Genomic DNA, 19,652 nt, shown 5'->3' with positions numbered 1-19,652 from the left:
GCCCCGCGTTACAACGGGCGGCGTCATGCTCAATAAATTTCCAGTTTGGAAGTACCTGCTGATTGTGGCCGTATTGGCCGTCGGCTTTCTTTATTCTGCACCTAATCTGTACCCGGATGACCCGGCGATTCAGATCAGTGGCAACAGCACCGCCAAGCGCATTGAGCAGTCTGATCTTGATCGCGCAGACCGTGCGCTTAAAGAAGCGGGTATTGCGGTCAAGGGCCTTAGCGTCTCTGATCAAGGCAAGGCAGGCTTGCTGCGCTTGAGTAAGCAGGAAGATCAACTTCCAGCTAAAGACATCGTGCGTAAAGCGCTCGGTGAAGATTTCGTGGTGGCGTTGAACCTTGCGCAAACCACTCCAGACTGGCTGCGTAGCGTTGGTGCAACGCCGATGAAGCTGGGTCTCGACCTTTCCGGTGGTGTCCACTTCTTGCTTGAAGTGGACATGGAAAAAGCCCTGGATGCACGCCGCAAGGTTTACGAAGGTGAAGTGAAAACTTTGCTGCGTAAAGAGCGTGTACGTTATCGCAGCATGCCAGAGCAGGATGGCGCAATTCAGCTGGGCTTCGCCGATGAAGACACGCTGGATAAAGCCAGCAGCTTGGTGCGCAAAGATTTCACTGACTTTGAGCTGACTACCGCTGAGCGTAGCGGCATGCAAGTGCTGCGTTTGACCCTGACCAAGGCCAAGGTTGCCGAGATTCGCGAATACTCGATCAAGCAAAACTTGACCACCGTGCGTAACCGGGTGAACGAGTTGGGTGTGGCGGAGCCTTTGGTTCAGCGTCAGGGCGCCAACCGCATCGTGGTTGAGCTACCGGGTGTCCAGGACACGGCTGAAGCTAAGCGTATTCTGGGTAAGACCGCTAACCTTGAGTTCCGTCTTGAAGCAGCCCCGGATGCTGCAAAAGCTTCGACTGAAGCTTTTGAGTTCCGAGAGCCGGGTCGTCCACCTGTTGATCTTGAGCGTGAGCTGATCATTACCGGCGACCAGGTGACTGACGCTCAGGCCAGCTTCGATGAAAACGGCCGTCCACAAGTGAATATCCGTCTGGATAACCACGGCGGTGATCTGATGAGTCGCGCCACGCGCAGCAACGTCGGGCGCAGCATGGCGGTAATCTTCATCGAGCAAAAGCCAATCACCAAGTTCGTGCGCAAGACCGTCGATGGTGTTGAGCAAGACGTGGCTGTACCGAGCTTTGCCGAAGAAAAGAAGATCATCAGCCTGGCAACTATTCAGTCGCCGTTGGGCAGTCAGTTCCGGATTACCGGCCTGAATGGTCAAGGCGAGTCCTCTGAGCTGGCCTTGCTATTGCGCGCCGGTGGTCTGGCTGCGCCGATGTACTTCGCTGAAGAGCGTACCATCGGTCCTAGCTTGGGTGCCGACAACATCGCTAAGGGTGTAGATGCAGCGCTGTGGGGCATGCTGTTTGTGTCACTGTTTATCATCGCCATCTATCGCTTCTTTGGTGTGCTGGCGACCATCGCGCTGGGCTTCAACATGATCCTGCTGCTGGCATTGATGTCGTTGCTCAGTGCAACGCTGACCTTGCCAGGTATCGCCGGTATCGTATTGACCATGGGTATGGCGGTTGACGCCAACGTGCTGATCTTCTCGCGTATTCGTGAAGAGATCGCCAATGGCATGTCGATTCCGCGGGCTATTCATGAAGGTTTCGACCGTGCAACCTCAGCGATCATCGATGCCAACCTGACCACGTTGCTGGTTGGTGGCATCCTGTTCGCAATGGGCACCGGGCCGGTTAAAGGCTTCGCGGTGACACTGTCGCTTGGCATCCTGACGTCTATGTTCACTGCCATCTGGGTGACCCGCGCTATGGTCAACCTGATATTCGGCGGGCGTGACTTCAAGAAGTTGTGGATTTAAGGGGCTGACATGAATCGTACAATCAACTTCATGGGTGCGCGGAATCTCGCGTTTGCTGTGACTGTTTTCCTGACGCTATTGGCGTTGGGCAGCTGGGCGCTCAAGGGGCTGAACTTCGGTTTGGACTTCACCGGCGGTACCCAGATCGAACTAAGCTACGAGCAGCCTGCTGTTTTGGAGCAGGTGCGTGAGAAGCTTCAAGCTGCCGGTTTTACCGATGCAGTGGTGCAGAGCTTTGGTGCAACGACTGACGTCGTGGTGCGCATGCAAGGTGATGACTCGGACCTGGGTAACAAGGTCGCAGGTGCATTACGCGCCACGGGTGATCAGCTGCAGGTTAAGAAGGTTGAGTTCGTTGGCCCGCAAGTGGGTGAAGAACTGCGTGACCAGGGCGGTATTGGCATGTTGCTGGCGCTGGGTGGGGTGCTGTTGTATCTGGCCTTCCGCTTCCAGTGGAAGTTCGCAGTCGGCGCTATCGTCTCGCTGATCCATGACGTGATCGTGACGCTGGGTATCCTGTCGTTTTTCCAGGTGACCTTCGACCTGACCACGCTGGCTGCCATTCTGGCGATCATCGGTTACTCACTCAACGACACCATCGTTGTGTTTGACCGGGTGCGTGAGAACTTCCGGTTGCTGCGCAAGGCGACCTTGATTGAAAACATCAATATCTCGACCACGCAAACCTTGCTGCGTACCTTGGCCACGTCGATCTCGACCTTGTTAGCCATTGGCGCATTGTTGATTTTCGCGGGCGACAATCTGTTCTCCTTCTCGATCGCGCTGTTCATTGGTGTGTTTGCCGGTACGTATTCTTCGGTTTACATAGCCAACGTGGTGTTGATCTGGCTGAATCTGACGGTGGATGACCTTATTCCGCCGGTGGTTGCCGAGGAAGTCGACGAGCGCCCATAACGTCGCGTCGCAGTCATGCAAAGCCCCCATAAGTTGAACTTCTGGGGGCTTTTTGCTGTCTGATGATCAGGAAAAGGCGAGATTCGCCAGATAAAAGGTCAGGAGTCAGTTATGAATAAGTCTTTGCTTGTAGGTGCGGTATTAGGTGCGGTGGGCGTAACTGCTGGCGGTGCTGTGGCGACTTACAGCTTGGTCGGTGGCCCGGACTACGCTGATGTGGTGGCCGTAGAACCCATTAACAAAACCATTAAAACGCCACGTCAGGAATGCCGTGATGTGACCGTGACGCGTCAGCGTCCGGTACAGGATCAACACAAGATTGCCGGCACGGCTATCGGCGCTGTAGTCGGTGGTTTGCTGGGTAATCAGGTGGGTGGTGGTAACGGTAAGAAAATTGCGACTGCAGCAGGTGCTATTGGCGGTGGATACGCGGGTAACAAGGTGCAAGGCAATATGCAGGCCAATGATACCTACACCACCACTGAAAATCGCTGCAAGACGGTTAACGATACCCACGAGGAAGTGGTCGGTTACAACGTTAAGTACGAGTTGGATGGCAAGGTCAGCCAGGTGCGTATGGCTGAAGATCCAGGTAGTCGTATTCCGGTTAAGGACGGCAAGCTGCAGCTCTCCGAAGCGCAGTAATCCAGCCAGTCAAAGGAGCGCCCTGATTGGGCGCTTTTTTGTGGGCGCCTGATGAATGCGAATAGCGGGATATGTGACTAGCTATGGTCACGCGGCGCGAAGCGAGGCCAGCGCAGGTAGGCAAATAGCTTTGATCTGCGTGGAGAATGGGTGGGGATAAAAGAATCACCAATCCTTGAGGGCTATAGGCTCGCAAGATACGGCGGGCAATAAAAAAGCGCCCGAAGGCGCTTTTTCGCTGCAATAGAGCTTAACGCTTCAGGGATGCTGAAAGGTGAGGCTGAATCGCAGTCAGGACGGCTTTGAAGCACTTGGTGTTGCCTGCAACGATTTGGCCTTTGGCCAGGAAGTCGTGGCCACCGGTGAAGTCGCTGACCAAGCCGCCTGCTTCTTGAATCAGCAGTGCGCCTGCAGCCATGTCCCACTCGGACAGGCCAAACTCCCAGAATGCATCAAAGCGACCGGCTGCTACATAGGCCAAGTCGAGGCTGGCAGCGCCTGCCCGGCGTACGCCGGCAGTTTGACCGACCAGGCTGCGGAACATGCCCAGGTAATTTTCCAGGTTGTCGAGTTGGCTTTCACGGAACGGGAAGCCAGTTCCGAGAAGGGCGCCGTCGAGGCTCTTGCGGTTGCTTACACGCAGGCGACGACCATTTAGGGCAGCGCCACGGCCACGGCTGGCGGTGAATTCTTCCTGGCGAACCGGGTCGATGATCACGGCGTGCTCAAGGCGACCACGGTATTTGCATGCCAGGCTCACTGCGAAGTGCGGTACGCCGCGGATGAAGTTGGTGGTGCCGTCTAGTGGGTCGATAATCCACAGGTAGTCAGCGCCGTCGCCACTGCCTTCGGTCAAGCCACTTTCTTCGCCGTAAAAACCGTGTGTTGGGTAGGCTTTGCGCAGCGCCTGGATAATCAGCTGTTCGGCGGAGCGGTCAATCTCGGTCACATAATCGTTGGCATCTTTCTCGTCTACCGAGATGACGTCCAGGCGTTCAATAGAGCGGAAGATCATTTCACCGGCGCTACGGGCTGCGCGCAGCGCGATATTCAGCATAGGCTGCATGGATGGGTCACCTGGGTCGTTAAAGAAAGCCGAATATTCTATCAGAAAAGTTACATATATGAAGTGCCGCTTAGCCTTGCGTGGCGTAATCAAGGTGGGTTCTGTAAGATTTGCTCCTTTGTGCATTCAATGTGAGCGCTTTCGTTGCTGCAAAATATTCGAGTGGTCTTAGTCAACACCAGTCATCCCGGTAACATCGGTGGCGCGGCGCGGGCAATGAAAAACATGGGGTTGAGCCGGCTGGTGCTGGTCGATCCGGTTGATTTCCCGAGCCATGAAGCGGATGCGCGAGCATCTGGTGCCAGCGATATTCTTCAGGCGGCGCAAATTGTCGGCACTCTTGAGGAGGCGCTGGTGGGTTGCAACCTTGTGCTTGGCACCAGTGCCCGTGACCGGCGTATCCCTTGGCCTCTGCTGGATCCCCGTGAGTGCGGCGTGGCGGCGTGTGAGCAGGCGCTGGAAGGCGCTGATGTGGCATTGGTGTTTGGTCGTGAGTACGCCGGCCTGACCAATGAAGAGCTGCAGCGCTGCCAGTTCCATGTGCACATTCCGTCTGACCCTGAATTCAGCTCGCTGAATCTGGCGGCGGCGGTGCAGGTGCTGGCCTATGAGGTGCGTATGGCGTGGCTGGCTGCGCAAAATCAGCCGACCAAAGTCGCCAAGCTGGAAACCACCGCAATGCTCAATACGCAGATGGTCACGGCTGATGAGCTGGAGTCGTTCTATGCCCATCTGCAGAAGGCGTTGGAGGAAATCGGTTTTCTGGATCCGGAAAATCCGCGTCATTTGATGAGTCGGTTGCGGCGTTTATATGGTCGCAATAACATCAGTCGGGCGGAGATGAATATTTTACGCGGCATTTTGACCGAGACGCTCAAGGCGGCGCGCGGCGAACACCACAAGCAGGGGAAGTCAGATGTTTGAGCTCATCCGGGAAGACATTCGAAGCGTATTTCATCGCGACCCAGCGGCGCGTAATACCTTTGAGGTTGTCACCTGTTACCCCGGCCTGCACGCTGTTTGGTTGCATCGTGTGGCGCATGCCTTGTGGGCGAATGGCTGGAAATGGCTGGCGCGGGTGGTTTCAAACTTTGGTCGCTGGTTGACCGGCATTGAAATTCATCCGGGTGCGAAAATCGGTCGTCGTTTCTTTATTGATCACGGCATGGGCATCGTCATTGGTGAAACCGCTGAGATTGGTAATGACGTCACGCTTTATCAAGGTGTGACGCTTGGTGGCACCAGCTGGAATAAAGGCAAACGTCACCCGACCTTGGAAGATGGTGTGGTTGTCGGTGCTGGCGCCAAGGTTCTCGGTCCCTTTACCGTGGGTGCAGGCGCCAAGATTGGCTCCAATGCGGTGGTCACTAAGGCCGTGCCAGCGGGTGCGACTGCTGTAGGGATTCCGGGTCGAATCATTGTCAAAGACGACAGCGATCAAGAGGCTAAGCGCCAGGCCATGGCTGAGAAGCTCGGGTTTGATGCTTATGGCGTGAGTCAGGATATGCCGGATCCAGTCTCGCGGGCGATTGGTCAGCTGCTTGATCACTTGCAGGCGGTCGATGGTCGGCTTGAGGGCATGTGCCAGGCGCTGACCTCGCTGGGAAGCGATTACTGCGCGAAGGATCTGCCAGTGCTGCGCGATGAAGACTTCATCGGTGTCTGCAAAGAGCAGAGCGACAAGCCCGCACCGGATGCGCAGGCATAGTTAGTTTGCTATGCTTTGCGCCCCTCGCAAGCGCTAATCCCGAGTAAATTAATAGGTCTTATAGTTGACTTAAATACTCGGGAATTGCATAATTTGCAGCATATTGTAATCCCCGGTACCTCTTCGATGAGACTGACAACCAAAGGCCGCTATGCCGTCACCGCCATGCTTGACTTGGCGTTGCATGCGCAGAATGGTCCCGTGTCCCTTGCTGATATTTCTGAGCGTCAGGGAATTTCCCTTTCCTACTTAGAGCAACTATTCGCCAAGTTGCGTCGCGGAAGTCTGGTCTCCAGTGTTCGCGGGCCGGGCGGTGGCTACCAGTTGGCGCGTGAAATGGCCGGTATCCAAGTTGCAGAAGTGATTGATGCGGTGAATGAGTCAGTTGATGCAACGCGCTGCCAGGGGCAGGGCGACTGTCATGCAGGTGACACCTGTCTGACGCATCACCTGTGGTGTGACCTGAGCCAGCAGATCCACACGTTTCTCAGTGGTATCAGCTTGGCGGATCTGGTTACACGTCGCGAAGTTCAAGAAGTTGCTCATCGCCAGGACCAGCGTCGCTGCAACGGTAAAGTGCCGCACTTAGATAAAATCCAAGCATCCGCCGTCGACTGAGTCCAGCCTGCAAAGCCTGATTCCTGATAGGAGAGAATCAATGAAATTGCCTATTTACCTCGATTATTCCGCAACCACGCCAGTTGACCCGCGTGTTGCGCAGAAAATGGTTGAGTGCCTGACAGCTGACGGTAACTTCGGTAACCCAGCTTCGCGCTCCCACTTCTTTGGCTGGAAAGCTGAAGAGGCAGTTGAGAACGCGCGTCGTCAGGTTGCTGAGTTGGTTGGCGCGGACCCGCGTGAAATCGTTTGGACCTCCGGTGCAACCGAGTCCGATAACTTGGCCATCAAAGGCATTGCTGACTTCTATAAGAGCAAGGGCAAGCACCTTGTTACTTCGAAGATCGAGCACAAAGCGGTTCTCGACACCATGCGCCAACTTGAGCGCGAAGGTTTCGAGGTCACTTATATCGAGCCAGGCGAAGATGGTTTGATCACCCCGGCCATGGTTGAAGCCGCGCTGCGTGAAGACACTATTCTGGTGTCGATCATGCACGTGAACAACGAAATTGGCACGGTCAACGACATTGCGGCTATCGGTGAACTGACCCGTTCGCGTGGGGTTATCTTCCACGTTGATGCGGCGCAGTCGACCGGCAAGGTTGAAATCGACCTTGAGAACCTCAAGGTTGATCTTATGTCCTTCTCGGCACACAAGACCTACGGCCCTAAAGGTGTTGGCGCGCTTTATGTACGCCGCAAGCCACGTATTCGTCTGGAAGCTCAGACCCACGGTGGCGGGCATGAGCGCGGTATGCGTTCCGGTACCTTGGCAACGCATCAGTGCGTCGGCATGGGTGAAGCCTTTCGTATTGCCAAAGAAGAAATGGTCGCCGAAAACAAGCGTCTGTTGGCATTGCGCGATCGTTTCTACTCGCACCTTGAGGATATGGAAGAGCTGTACATCAACGGCAGCATGATTGCCCGTGTACCGCACAACCTCAACCTCAGCTTCAACTATGTTGAGGGCGAGTCGCTGATTATGGCGCTTAAAGATCTGGCTGTTTCGTCGGGCTCTGCCTGTACGTCAGCATCGCTTGAGCCTTCATACGTTCTGCGCGCCCTGGGCCGCAACGATGAACTGGCACACAGCTCGATTCGTTTCACCTTCGGCCGTTTCAGCACCGAAGAAGAAATTGATTACGCAGCAGCGAAAGTTCGCGATGCAGTGACCAAACTGCGTGAACTGTCGCCACTGTGGGATATGTTCAAAGAAGGTGTCGATCTGTCCCAGGTTGAATGGGCGGCACACTAAAGCTGCCGATGAGCGGCGCCTGATGATTGAGGATTAAGAGCATGGCTTACAGCGAAAAGGTCATTGACCACTACGAAAACCCGCGCAACGTCGGCAAGATGGATGCGCAGGACCCTGATGTTGGCACCGGCATGGTGGGTGCTCCAGCGTGCGGCGACGTAATGCGCCTGCAGATCAAGGTTAACGGCGAAGGCGTGATTGAAGACGCCAAGTTCAAAACCTACGGTTGCGGTTCAGCTATCGCTTCCAGCTCCCTTGCCACTGAGTGGATGAAGGGTAAGACGCTGGATGAAGCTGAGACGATTAAAAACACTCAGCTCGCTGAAGAGCTGGCGTTGCCGCCGGTTAAAATTCACTGCTCAGTACTCGCCGAGGACGCCATCAAGGCTGCCGTGCGTGACTACAAGCAGAAGAAAGGTTTGCTCTAAGGAGGTTTGTCGATGGCTATCAGCATGACCGAAGCCGCCGCCCGGCACGTACAGCGCTCCCTTGATGGGCGCGGTAAAGGTGAGGGCATTCGTTTGGCTGTTCGCACGACTGGCTGCTCAGGTTTGGCTTATGTGCTGGAGTTTGTCGATGAAACGGCGGGCGAAGACCAAGTCTTTGAGAGTCATGGGGTCAAAGTAATCATTGACCCTAAAAGCCTAGTCTACCTTGACGGCACTGAGCTGGATTTCGTCAAGGAAGGTCTGAACGAAGGTTTCAAGTTCAATAACCCTAACGTGCGCGGTGAATGTGGCTGCGGCGAAAGCTTCAACATCTGAGGCTATTGTGGGTACTCCTTGTCACTTCGCTTTATTTGACCTGCAGCCGAGCTTTCGGTTGGACCTTGATCAGCTGGCTACGCGCTATCGTGAGTTGGCGCGTGCGGTGCATCCGGATCGCTTTGCCGATGCCGAGGCGCGTGAGCAGCGTGTTGCACTGGAGAAGTCTGCGAGCCTTAATGAGGCGTATCAGACGCTGAAAAATGCGCCGCAGCGTGCCCGTTACTTGCTGGCATTGAGTGGCCCAGAGCTGCCGCTGGAAGTAACCGTGCATGACCCCGACTTCCTGATGCAGCAGATTCAGTTGCGTGAAGAGCTGGAAGACCTGCAGGACGCCGCCGATGTTGCCGGCGTGCTGCACTTCAAGCGTCAGCTGAAAATTGCCTCAGATGAGCTGAACGAAAGCTTTGCGGTTTGTTGGGATGACCCTGCCCGACGTGATGAGGCCGAGCGCCTGATGCGTCGCATGCAGTTTCTCGACAAGCTTTCCCACGAGGTTCGCCAGTTGGAAGAGCGCCTCGACGATTAACGCTCGCGCACCTGACCGGGTGCGCCTGATATACAGATAAGCACATATAAACCATGGCCTTACTGCAGATCGCTGAGCCCGGACAGAGCCCCCAGCCACACCAGCGTCGGCTGGCAGTGGGGATCGACCTGGGTACCACCAATTCCCTCGTTGCTGCACTGCGCAGTGGTATTTCCGAGTCATTAGCTGATGCTACCGGCCAGGTCATCCTGCCGTCAGCTGTGCGCTATCACGCCGACCATGTTGAAGTGGGTGAGGGGGCCAAGGCGTCTGCTTCAAGTGACCCGCTCAATACCATTGTCTCGGTTAAGCGTCTGATGGGGCGCGGCCTGGCTGACGTCAAGCAATTGGGCGATCAATTGCCTTATCGCTTTGTCGGCGGCGAGTCGCAGATGCCTTCAATTGAAACCGTGCAGGGTGCGAAAAGCCCAGTCGAAGTGTCTGCTGAAATTCTTAAAGTGTTGCGCGAGCGCGCCGAGTTGACGCTCGGTGGTGAGCTTGTTGGGGCGGTTATTACCGTGCCGGCGTACTTTGATGATGCCCAGCGTCAAGCGACCAAAGATGCCGCACGCCTTGCCGGTTTGAATGTGCTGCGATTGCTCAACGAGCCGACTGCTGCGGCTGTGGCGTATGGCCTTGATCAGAAGGCTGAAGGCATTGTGGCGATTTATGACCTTGGGGGCGGTACCTTCGATATTTCGATACTGCGCCTGACCAGTGGTGTATTCGAGGTCATGGCTACCGGCGGCGACAGTGCGCTGGGCGGCGATGATTTTGATCACGCAATTGCCAGTTGGATTATCGAGCAAGCCGGTTTGTCGGCGGATATCGATCCAAGTGCTCAGCGCAGCTTGCTTGAAGCGGCGTGCGCCGCTAAAGAAGCGCTGACCAGCAGTGAATCGGTTGAAGTGGTCTACCAGCAGTGGCGCGGTGAACTGACCCGCGAGCTGTTTGAATCGCTGATCGAACCCATGGTGGCGCGCAGCCTCAAGGCCTGTCGCCGTGCTGTGCGTGATTCGGGTATTGAGTTGGAAGAAGTCGGCGCCGTGGTGATGGTTGGCGGTTCCACGCGGGTGCCGCGTGTCCGTCAGGCGGTTGCTGACATGTTTGGGCGTCAACCGCTGACGGATATCGATCCGGATCAGGTAGTTGCCATCGGTGCGGCGATTCAAGCTGACACCTTGGCTGGCAATAAGCGGGAAGACGGCGAAGAACTGCTGTTGCTGGATGTGATTCCACTGTCCTTGGGGCTGGAGACCATGGGCGGCCTGATGGAAAAAGTCATCCCGCGCAACACCACGATTCCTGTGGCGCGTGCCCAGGACTTCACTACCTATAAAGATGGCCAGAGCGCGATGATGGTTCACGTGCTGCAAGGCGAGCGTGAATTGATCAGCGACTGCCGCTCACTGGCACGCTTTGAATTGCGCGGCATTCCACCGATGGTGGCGGGCGCTGCAAAAATTCGCGTGACCTTCCAGGTGGACGCGGACGGCCTGCTCAGTGTTGCCGCGCGTGAACTGGGCTCTGGGGTTGAAGCAAGCATTCAGGTGAAGCCGTCTTACGGTTTGACCGATGATCAAGTGGCGAAAATGCTTCAAGACTCATTCAGCAATGCGAGTGGAGACAAGCAGGCGCGCGTCCTGCGCGAGCAGCAAGTTGATGCCCAGCGTTTGCTGGAAGCGGTTGAGGCAGCGCTCGCTGTTGATGGTGAGCGCTTGTTGGATAGCGAAGAGCGGATAGCCATCGATGCACAGGTTGAGCTTTTGCGTGAGCTGATGAATGGCACCGACGGCTTAGCCCTTGAGCAGCAAACTAAACGATTGACCCAAGTGACCGATGCATTTGCCGCGCGCCGCTTGGATTCAACGGTCAAAGCCGCCTTGGCGGGCCGTAGTCTTAATGAGATTGAGGAATAAGCATGACCCAGTTGATTTTCCTGCCGCACGCCGAGCATTGCCCAGAGGGTGCGGTTTTTGAGGCTCAGCCTGGTGAAACTGTGTTGAATGCTGCGCTGCGCAACGGCATCCACATTGAGCATGCCTGCGAGAAATCATGTGCCTGCACCACTTGCCATGTTGTGGTTCGTGAGGGATTTGATTCCCTTGAGGCTTCCGACGAACTGGAAGATGACATGCTCGACAAAGCCTGGGGTTTAGAGCCTAATTCGCGCCTGTCGTGCCAAGTGGTGGTGGGTGAAGAAGACATGGTCATTGAAATCCCGAAATACACCATCAATCAGGTTTCCGAAGGCCATTAAGGAGCGTCACGATGAGCATTAAATGGTCTGATGTGCTGGAAATTGCCATTCAGTTGGCAGACAGCAAGCCTGATGTTGATCCGCGCTACGTTAACTTCGTCGATCTGCACCGTTGGGTCATCGAACTGCCGGAATTTTCGGATGACAGTCAACGTGGCGGCGAGAAGGTGCTTGAAGCCATTCAAGCGGCCTGGATCGAAGAAGCCGATTGATCTGTGACCCAAGGCAGCGCGCCTTCAGGCGCGAGCCCTACGCATTTCCCAAGAACCCGCGTATAATTCGCGGGTTTAATTTTTCGCTTTAATCCTTGTTTTTGGAGTTTCACATGGCTGTTGAACGTACTTTCTCTATTATCAAACCTGACGCAGTAGCTAAAAACGTCGTTGGCGAGATCGTTACCCGCTTTGAAAAAGCCGGTCTGCGCGTTGTTGCATCGAAAATGGTTCAGTTGTCCGAGCGCGAAGCTGGCGGTTTCTACGCTGAGCACAGCGAGCGTGGCTTCTTCAAGGATCTGGTTGCATTTATGACTTCTGGTCCAGTTATCGTTCAGGTTCTGGAAGGCGAAGGCGCCATCCTGAAAAACCGTGAACTGATGGGCGCAACTAACCCTAAAGAAGCTGCTGCCGGCACTATTCGTGCTGATTTCGCTGTTTCTATCGACGAAAACGCTGTGCACGGTTCGGATTCCGAAGCGTCGGCTGCTCGCGAAATCGCTTATTTCTTCGCTTCTACCGAGGTGTGTGCTCGCATTCGCTAAGCGAACCGAGTGAAGGTGAAACCATGACTATTGCGACCGGTAAAACTAATCTTCTGGGTCTGACCCAGCAGGAAATGGAACAATTCTTCGACAGTATCGGGGAGAAGCGTTTCCGTGCCGGTCAGATAATGAAGTGGATTCACCACTTTGGTATCGATGATTTCGACGCCATGAGTAACGTCAGCAAGGTCTTGCGCGAAAAGCTCAAGACCTGTGCTGAAATTCGCGGGCCAGAAGTGGTCACTGAAGATATTTCCACCGATGGCACCCGTAAGTGGGTGGTTCGTGTGGCGTCGGGTAGCTGTGTTGAAACCGTGTATATCCCGCAGGGTTCGCGTGGCACCTTGTGTGTATCGTCGCAAGCCGGCTGTGCGCTGGATTGCAGTTTCTGCTCCACCGGTAAACAAGGCTTCAACAGCGATCTTACTGCCGCTGAAATCATCGGTCAGGTATGGATTGCTAATAAATCATTCGGCACTCAGCCCGCGAAAATTGATCGCGCCGTCACCAACGTGGTGATGATGGGCATGGGTGAGCCGTTACTGAATTTCGACAATGTCGTCGCCTCGATGAAAATCATGATGGACGACCTTGGTTATGGCATCTCCAAGCGGAAGGTGACGTTGTCCACCTCGGGCGTGGTGCCAATGATCGACAAGCTGGGCGAGGTGATCGACGTATCCCTCGCGCTGTCGTTGCACGCACCCAACGATGCGCTGCGCAACACCTTGGTTCCGATCAACAAGAAGTACCCGCTGGAAATGCTACTCGCCGCGTGCAAGCGTTATGTATCGCGTTTGGGTGAGAAGCGGGTGCTGACGATCGAGTACACCTTGCTTAAAGATGTGAACGATAAGACTGAGCACGCTGAAGAAATGATCGCGCTGCTTCAAGATGTGCCATGCAAGATCAACCTGATCCCGTTTAATCCCTTTCCTTTTTCCGGATATGAGCGGCCGAGCAACAATGCGATACGTCGATTCCAAGACCTGCTGCACAAAGCAGGGCACAATGTCACTGTGCGTACAACGCGCGGTGAGGACATTGATGCTGCTTGTGGCCAGTTAGTGGGTCAAGTAATGGACCGTACTCGTCGCAGTGAGCGTTATATCGCCGTGCGTGAATTGAGCAGCGAGGCAGAGTCGCCACGTTCCACCGCTAACCGAAACTAAGAGAGGAAATTCATGACCCTGCGCCCCGCGCTGTTCTTGTTGCTCATCAGCCTGCTTGCTGGCTGTGTTACAACCGGTGATGTTGATCCGATGAGAACCGAGAAGGGTCGTGAAGAGGCTCGTGATGCCTACATTCAATTGGGGCTTGGTTACATTCAGCAGGGCGCCAGTGAGCGCGCCAAGGTGCCACTGAAGAAGGCCCTTGAGCTTGACTCCTCCAGTGCCGATGCCCATGCCGCGTTGGCGCTGGTGTTTCAGCTCGAGATGGAGCCAAAGCTGGCAGATGAACATTACCGCAAAGCCATCTCTGAGCGTCCTACCGACGCACGGCTGCTAAATAACTACGGCAGCTTTCTGTATGAACAGAAGCGATATGACGAAGCACTGGAACAGTACAAGAAAGCCGCGCAAGATAACCTCTATCAAGAGCGTTCAAGGGTCTTCGAGAACCTTGGGGTCACCGCTTTAGCGCTTAACCAGCCAGCGCAGGCCAAAAGCTACTTCGAGCGCACCCTGCGTTTGAATAGTCGCCAACCTCGTGCGCTGCTGGAGATGGCTGAGATTTCGTATAAAGAGTTGGATTATGTGTCGGCAAGGCGCTACTACGATAGCTTTAGTCTGATTAGTGAGCAAAACGCTGCGAGCCTGTTACTGGGTGCGCGTCTTGCCAAGATATTTGACGACCGTGACAAGTCAGCAAGCCTCGGTCTGCAATTAAAACGTTTGTATCCTGGTACGCCGGAATATAAGCAATACCTGTCGGAGCAATGATGAAATCGGCGCCACCTGAAGCTATAGCAGCAAATCGCATCAATCCCGGTGAAACTCTGCGTCTAGCGCGAGAGGCCAAGAGCTGGTCGATTGCTGAAGCTGCGGCACAGCTCAACCTTACCCCCGAACGTCTCGGTCAGATTGAAGCGGGCGAGTTCGATAAACTGCCGGGCACGACATTTGCCCGGGGTTACTTGCGCACCTATGCAAAATTGCTGGGTGTTGATCAGGCCGAGATTGTTAAAGAATTCGATCAATTTACCGGCAGCAGCGTAGCGGCCAGCAATGTTCAGAGCCTGGGGCGCATCGAAGAGCCGGTTAACTACTCGCAGAAAGTTTTACGTTTTGTCAGCTTTGCCATGCTGGTGGTTTTGGGGACCGTAGGTTTCTTCTGGTGGCAAGAGCAAGCTAAGCGTCAATCTGACGAAGCCTCGATGGCTGGCATTGAACACGTTGAAGTTGAGGGCGCCGATGGCTCAACTCAGATTCATGCTTTGGATGAGCCAGAAGATCAGGCCGTGATTGCGGCTCAAAACGAAACGCAGCTGGATTTGCCTGGCACTGGCGACTCACTTACCGAGTCTCCCGAGCCGGAAAGTGACGACGCTACACTTGATCCCGCCAATACTGAGGCTGCGGCCCCTGAGATTGCGGAGTCCACGCCTCCAGCGACGCCAACTGAGGCACCTGCTGCTGCGGCTCAAACGCAACCTGCCGCTACAGAGGCTGCGCCTGCGGCAGTTGCTGGCGAAGGAAACGTCAGCATCAACTTCACCGCTAACTGCTGGCTGCAATTGACAGATGCGAACGGCAAAGTGGTTTACAGCGGTTTGAAGAAAGCAGGCGAGAGCCTCAACGTCAGCGGTAAAGCGCCTTTGCAACTGCGTTTGGGTTTTGCCAGCGGTGCGCAGGTTACTTACAACGGTCAGGCTGTCGATGTCGCTCCCTATACATCTGGCGAAACAGCACGCGTGAAACTGGGGCTTTAACTCATGCATGGCGAATCACCGATCAAACGTCGCTTGTCGCGTAAAATCTGGGTTGGCTCAGTACCGGTAGGTGGAGACGCGCCTATCTCGGTGCAGAGCATGACCAATACCGATACCAATGACGTGGCGGCCACTGTGGCTCAGATCCGTCGGCTGGAAGAAGCCGGTGCCGATATCGTGCGCGTGTCTGTGCCCGATATGGACGCCGCAGAGGCATTTGGCAAGATCAAGAAATTGGTCAATTTACCCTTGGTTGCCGATATTCACTTCGATTACCAGATCGCCCTGCGTGTGGCCGAATTGGGTGTTGATTGCTTGCGGATCAACCCGGGTAATATCGGGCGTGAAGACCGCGTGCGTGCGGTGGTTGAAGCGGCGCGAGACAAAGGCATCCCGATCCGTATCGGCGTGAACGCCGGCTCGCTGGAAAAAGACCTGCAAAAGAAATACGGTGAACCGACCCCGGAAGCATTGGTTGAGTCGGCATTGCGCCACGTTGAACACCTTGATCGACTGAATTTTCCAGACTTCAAAGTCAGTGTTAAAGCATCCGACGTGTTTATGGCGGTAGCGGCATACCGCTTGCTGGCCAAACAAATCGAGCAGCCTTTGCACTTGGGTATTACTGAGGCAGGTGGTTTGCGCTCGGGTACGGTAAAATCAGCCGTGGGCTTAGGCATGCTGCTTGCCGACGGGATTGGCGATACTATCCGCATCTCGTTGGCGGCTGATCCGGTTGAAGAAATCAAAGTCGGTTTTGATATCCTCAAATCATTGCGTCTGCGTTCGCGTGGCATCAACTTCATTGCCTGTCCGAGTTGTTCACGGCAGAACTTTGATGTGGTCAAAACCATGAACGACCTTGAAGGGCGCTTGGATGATCTGCTGGTGCCGCTGGATGTCGCGGTCATTGGCTGTGTGGTCAATGGTCCAGGCGAGGCAAAAGAGGCTCACATCGGTTTGACCGGTGGCTCGCCAAATAACCTGATTTACATTGATGGCAAGCCTGCACAAAAACTGAATAACGAAAACCTTGTGGATAATCTGGAAAGATTGATTCGTGAGAAAGCCGCTGAAAAGCTCGCAGCAGATGCCGCTGTGATTGTTCGCAGCTAAGCGCTTTGAGCCTAAGGAATTGAATTGAGTAAGCCCCTGCAAGCCATTCGTGGCATGAACGACATCCTGCCAGAGCAAACCCCATTGTGGCGCTATTTTGAAGCCACGGTTGCAGGTTTGCTGGATGGCTACGGCTATCGCCAGATTCGCATGCCGATTGTCGAGTTCACCGAACTGTTCAAACGCTCGATTGGTGAAGTCACCGATATCGTCGAAAAAGAGATGTACACCTTCGAAGACCGTAACGGCGACTCGCTGACCTTGCGCCCTGAAGGCACGGCTGCCTGCGTGCGTGCGGTGCTCGAACATGGCTTGGCGGGTGGTGGTCAGACTCAGAAACTGTGGTACATCGGCCCCATGTTTCGCCATGAGCGCCCGCAGAAGGGCCGTTATCGTCAGTTTCACCAGATCGGTCTTGAGGTGTTCAATCTGCCCGGCCCGGATATCGATGCTGAGCTGATCATGCTCACTTGGCGGCTGTGGAAGCTGCTCGGTATTGGTGAGGCGGTCACCCTTGAACTCAATAGCCTTGGTACCAGCGAAGCGCGTGCGGTTTATCGGGGCGAGCTGGTTGAGTACCTGACGGCACGCATTGATCAGTTGGATGAAGACAGCCGTCGCCGTCTGTCGAGTAATCCGTTGCGCATCCTCGATAGCAAATCGCCAGAAACCCAGGCTTTGCTGGTTGATGCGCCGAAGCTTGAAGACTATCTCGATGAAGAGTCTAAGGTGCATTTTGCCGGACTCAAGGCGCGTTTGGACGCGGCTGGCATTTCATATGTCATCAACCCAAAGCTGGTTCGTGGCCTCGATTACTACAGCAAAACTGTATTTGAGTGGGTCACCGATAAACTCGGTGCTCAAGGTACAGTTTGTGCTGGCGGCCGGTATGATGGTCTGGTTGAGCAGATGGGCGGTAAGCCGACCACTGGCGTTGGCTTTGCCATGGGCATCGAACGCCTGTTACTGCTGATTGAGACACTCGACAAAGTACCGGCCGAGATCGCCCGCACTGTTGATGTTTATCTCTGCGCTTTCGGTGAGGCCGCTGAACTCGCAGCGATCCCCCTGGCCGAGCAATTACGTGACAAAATCCCAGGTTTGCGTCTGCAAGTTAATGCTGGTGCTGGCAGTTTCAAAAGCCAGCTGAAGAAGGCAGACAAGAGTGGCGCGTTATACGCGCTGGTCCTGGGGGAAGACGAACTGGGCCAGCAAGTGGTAGGTTGCAAGCCGCTGCGTGGTCAAGGTGAACAAAACAGCATTGCTTGGGATGTCCTTGCCGGACATCTGGCAACCAGCCTCAAACAGGCTTAAGCGAATTAGCGGATAAGGAGTATTGGGGTGGTTTCGCGTAACGACGAAGAAGAATTAGCGGTAATCAAGGACTGGTGGCAGCACAATGGCAAGCCGCTGATGGCGGGCTGTGCGTTGGCGTTGATCGCCGTGCTGGGCTGGCAGGGCTGGCAGAAGTATCAAGCCAATCAGTCGCAAGGCGCCTCAATGCTTTACCAGCAATTGCTGGAAACTGCCCTTGATCCAAGTGGTAAGCCGGATACCGGTAAAGTCGCTGAATTGGCAGGTAAACTGAGCAGTGAGTACGGTGGCACCTATTACGCTCAGTACGGCAGCCTCTTTGTAGCTAAGGTCGCAGTTGAAGCGGGTGAGCTGAAAGATGCGGCCACTCAACTGCAATCAGTGGTTGATAAGCCCGCGGATGACACTCTGGAAGAGTTGGCGCGTCAGCGCCTGGCCCGTGTGCTGGCTGCCCAAGATAAGACTGAAGACGCTTTGAAACTGCTGGATGGCGATGCAGACAAAGCATTTCTGGCGAGCCGTGAAGAGCTTAAAGGTGACTTGCTGGTTAAGTTGGGTCGTGCCGATGATGCTCACGCTGCCTATGAGAAAGCCAAGTCTGCACTGTCTGAAGATGCAGCGGTTGGTGGCTTGCAAATCAAGCTGGATGACCTAGCGAAAGGGGATGCGTGACGTGATTCGGTGGAAGAATATCGCACTACTGAGCCTGGCCTTACTGGCCGTTGGTTGCAGTAGCAACAGCAAGAAGGAACTGCCGCCAGCAGAGTTGCCTGACTTCACTGCAGAAGTTGAGCTCGATGAGCAGTGGGATCGTTCGATTGGCGATGGCCAAGGCGAAACGTTCAACATGCTTCAGCCGGCGATCGAAGGCGAAAAAATCATTGCTGCTGACGTGACCGGTGTGGTCATCGCAATGGACCGTATGACGGGCGATGTTATCTGGAAAGACGACCTCGAACTGCCTGTCTCGGGCGCAGTAGGCGCGGGTTACGGTTTGGTTTTGCTGGGCACTGAGAAAGGCGAAATCATCGCGCTGGACTCTACCAACGGCGAAGAAAAATGGCGTGCTCGTGTCAACAGTGAAGTGTTGGCCGCGCCTGCGACCAATGGTGATATCGTGCTGGTACAAACCCAGGATGACCGTTTGGTAGCCTTTGACGCCGATACCGGTAATCAGCGCTGGAGTTTCGATAACACTCCTGCCGTTCTGACGTTGCGCGGCACAAGCGCGCCGTTGCTTACTAACAAGCTGGCCGTTGCTGCGTTATCCAGCGGTAAAGTGATTGCCCTTGACGCACAGCGCGGTATCCCAGTGTGGGAGCAGCGAGTGGCTGTTCCACAAGGTCGTTCTGAGCTGGACCGTGTGGTTGATATCGACGGTGGCTTGCTGCTCTCCGGCGGCAAACTCTATGTCGTCAGCTATCAAGGTCGTGTTGCCTCTTTGGATCTTGAGTCAGGTCGCGTGCTTTGGCAGCGTGAAGCCTCAAGCTCAGTGGGTGTAGCGCAGGGCTTCGGCACGGTGTATGTCTGCTTGGCCAACGGCACTGTTGAAGGGATCGATGAGCGTTCTTCATCGGCACTGTGGAGCAATGACGCACTGGCTCGTCGCCAGTTGTCGGCTCCGGAAGTATTTTCCAGCTATATCGCCTTTGGTGATTTTGAAGGTTACCTGCACTTGATCAGCCAGGTTGACGGACGCTTTGTCGGCCGTGAGCATGTTGACAGTGATGGCTTGCGGGCACGCCCACTGGTTGATGGTGACTGGCTGTACGCCTTTGGTAATAGCGGCAAATTGGTCGCTTACACCATCAAATAGTTGAGGCTTGGCTAAGCTGCTTTATAGCGTTTAAGCCTGCTGCAAATTCCGGCCGCTGCTTGT

The 19,652-nt window shown here is 55.0% G+C and carries 22 protein-coding genes; 21 read left to right on the top strand and 1 reads right to left on the bottom strand.

The window, feature by feature from the left end; translation table 11 throughout:
• Positions 1–25 precede the first annotated feature (25 nt).
• The 3 genes from secD (at position 26) to AACY09_RS09600 (ending at position 3,454) form a co-directional block, all read left to right on the top strand.
• The gene (secD, locus tag AACY09_RS09610; protein WP_339487515.1) at positions 26–1,894 is read left to right on the top strand and encodes a protein translocase subunit SecD; all 1,869 of its coding nucleotides are present in this window, start codon (positions 26–28) and stop codon (positions 1,892–1,894) included.
• Between the two features lie 9 nt (positions 1,895–1,903).
• Positions 1,904–2,809, top strand: a complete 906-nt coding sequence (gene secF, locus AACY09_RS09605) for a protein translocase subunit SecF (protein ID WP_339487514.1) — start codon at positions 1,904–1,906, stop codon at positions 2,807–2,809.
• Between the two features lie 111 nt (positions 2,810–2,920).
• Positions 2,921–3,454: a glycine zipper 2TM domain-containing protein gene (locus tag AACY09_RS09600; RefSeq protein WP_339487513.1), complete on the top strand. Its 534-nt coding sequence runs from the start codon at positions 2,921–2,923 to the stop codon at positions 3,452–3,454.
• Between the two features lie 250 nt (positions 3,455–3,704).
• Here the strand turns inward: AACY09_RS09600 and suhB are convergent, their stop codons facing one another.
• On the bottom strand, positions 3,705–4,520 hold the full coding sequence (gene suhB, locus AACY09_RS09595) for a type III secretion system regulator SuhB (RefSeq protein ID WP_339487512.1): 816 nt from the start codon (positions 4,518–4,520) through the stop codon (positions 3,705–3,707).
• A gap of 144 nt (positions 4,521–4,664) precedes the next feature.
• Between suhB and trmJ the strand changes: the two genes are divergently transcribed.
• The 18 genes from trmJ (at position 4,665) to bamB (ending at position 19,589) form a co-directional block, all read left to right on the top strand.
• On the top strand, positions 4,665–5,444 hold the full coding sequence (gene trmJ / locus AACY09_RS09590) for a tRNA (cytosine(32)/uridine(32)-2'-O)-methyltransferase TrmJ (RefSeq protein ID WP_339487511.1): 780 nt from the start codon (positions 4,665–4,667) through the stop codon (positions 5,442–5,444).
• On the top strand, positions 5,437–6,228 hold the full coding sequence (gene cysE / locus AACY09_RS09585) for a serine O-acetyltransferase (protein ID WP_339487510.1): 792 nt from the start codon (positions 5,437–5,439) through the stop codon (positions 6,226–6,228). Before trmJ ends, cysE begins: the two co-directional genes overlap by 8 nt.
• A gap of 126 nt (positions 6,229–6,354) precedes the next feature.
• Positions 6,355–6,846, top strand: coding sequence for a Fe-S cluster assembly transcriptional regulator IscR (gene iscR, locus AACY09_RS09580; RefSeq protein WP_339487509.1), 492 nt, complete (start codon positions 6,355–6,357; stop codon positions 6,844–6,846).
• A gap of 40 nt (positions 6,847–6,886) precedes the next feature.
• On the top strand, positions 6,887–8,101 hold the full coding sequence (locus AACY09_RS09575; protein ID WP_339487508.1) for an IscS subfamily cysteine desulfurase: 1,215 nt from the start codon (positions 6,887–6,889) through the stop codon (positions 8,099–8,101).
• A gap of 41 nt (positions 8,102–8,142) precedes the next feature.
• The gene (gene iscU, locus AACY09_RS09570) at positions 8,143–8,529 is read left to right on the top strand and encodes a Fe-S cluster assembly scaffold IscU (RefSeq protein WP_010484583.1); all 387 of its coding nucleotides are present in this window, start codon (positions 8,143–8,145) and stop codon (positions 8,527–8,529) included.
• 12 nt (positions 8,530–8,541) lie between these two features.
• A complete protein-coding gene (iscA, locus tag AACY09_RS09565) occupies positions 8,542–8,865 on the top strand; it encodes an iron-sulfur cluster assembly protein IscA (protein ID WP_087516039.1) in 324 nt (107 codons plus the stop codon).
• Positions 8,866–8,872: 7 nt separating this feature from the next.
• The gene (gene hscB, locus AACY09_RS09560; RefSeq protein ID WP_339487507.1) at positions 8,873–9,394 is read left to right on the top strand and encodes a co-chaperone HscB; all 522 of its coding nucleotides are present in this window, start codon (positions 8,873–8,875) and stop codon (positions 9,392–9,394) included.
• 53 nt (positions 9,395–9,447) lie between these two features.
• A complete protein-coding gene (hscA, locus tag AACY09_RS09555; RefSeq protein ID WP_339487506.1) occupies positions 9,448–11,313 on the top strand; it encodes a Fe-S protein assembly chaperone HscA in 1,866 nt (621 codons plus the stop codon).
• Positions 11,314–11,315: 2 nt separating this feature from the next.
• On the top strand, positions 11,316–11,654 hold the full coding sequence (gene fdx / locus AACY09_RS09550; protein WP_339487505.1) for an ISC system 2Fe-2S type ferredoxin: 339 nt from the start codon (positions 11,316–11,318) through the stop codon (positions 11,652–11,654).
• A gap of 11 nt (positions 11,655–11,665) precedes the next feature.
• The gene (iscX, locus tag AACY09_RS09545) at positions 11,666–11,866 is read left to right on the top strand and encodes a Fe-S cluster assembly protein IscX (protein WP_339487504.1); all 201 of its coding nucleotides are present in this window, start codon (positions 11,666–11,668) and stop codon (positions 11,864–11,866) included.
• 113 nt (positions 11,867–11,979) lie between these two features.
• Positions 11,980–12,411, top strand: coding sequence for a nucleoside-diphosphate kinase (ndk, locus tag AACY09_RS09540; protein WP_087516044.1), 432 nt, complete (start codon positions 11,980–11,982; stop codon positions 12,409–12,411).
• Positions 12,412–12,434: 23 nt separating this feature from the next.
• Entirely contained in the window at positions 12,435–13,583 is a 1,149-nt protein-coding gene (gene rlmN / locus AACY09_RS09535) for a 23S rRNA (adenine(2503)-C(2))-methyltransferase RlmN (protein WP_339487503.1), read from the top strand.
• A 12-nt stretch (positions 13,584–13,595) separates the two neighbouring features.
• Complete coding sequence (gene pilW, locus AACY09_RS09530; RefSeq protein ID WP_339487501.1) at positions 13,596–14,354, top strand: type IV pilus biogenesis/stability protein PilW; 759 nt, start codon at positions 13,596–13,598, stop codon at positions 14,352–14,354.
• Positions 14,354–15,343, top strand: a complete 990-nt coding sequence (locus tag AACY09_RS09525) for a RodZ family helix-turn-helix domain-containing protein (RefSeq protein ID WP_339487500.1) — start codon at positions 14,354–14,356, stop codon at positions 15,341–15,343. The genes pilW and AACY09_RS09525 overlap by 1 nt, the downstream gene beginning before the upstream one ends.
• Positions 15,344–15,346: 3 nt before the next feature.
• The gene (gene ispG / locus AACY09_RS09520) at positions 15,347–16,459 is read left to right on the top strand and encodes a flavodoxin-dependent (E)-4-hydroxy-3-methylbut-2-enyl-diphosphate synthase (protein WP_339487499.1); all 1,113 of its coding nucleotides are present in this window, start codon (positions 15,347–15,349) and stop codon (positions 16,457–16,459) included.
• A gap of 24 nt (positions 16,460–16,483) precedes the next feature.
• A complete protein-coding gene (hisS, locus tag AACY09_RS09515; protein WP_339487498.1) occupies positions 16,484–17,773 on the top strand; it encodes a histidine--tRNA ligase in 1,290 nt (429 codons plus the stop codon).
• Positions 17,774–17,800: 27 nt separating this feature from the next.
• Positions 17,801–18,445 (top strand): tetratricopeptide repeat protein, encoded by a 645-nt coding sequence (locus AACY09_RS09510; protein WP_339487497.1) that lies wholly within the window; start codon positions 17,801–17,803, stop codon positions 18,443–18,445.
• The gene (bamB, locus tag AACY09_RS09505; protein ID WP_339487496.1) at positions 18,438–19,589 is read left to right on the top strand and encodes an outer membrane protein assembly factor BamB; all 1,152 of its coding nucleotides are present in this window, start codon (positions 18,438–18,440) and stop codon (positions 19,587–19,589) included. The genes AACY09_RS09510 and bamB overlap by 8 nt, the downstream gene beginning before the upstream one ends.
• The last annotated feature ends 63 nt before the right edge of the window (positions 19,590–19,652 follow it).

Origin of the sequence: Pseudomonas sp. EL_65y_Pfl2_R95 (genome assembly GCF_963971045.1) — a bacterium.
GTDB lineage: Bacteria > Pseudomonadota > Gammaproteobacteria > Pseudomonadales > Pseudomonadaceae > Aquipseudomonas.
This window is presented reverse-complemented; position numbering and strand designations above follow the sequence as displayed.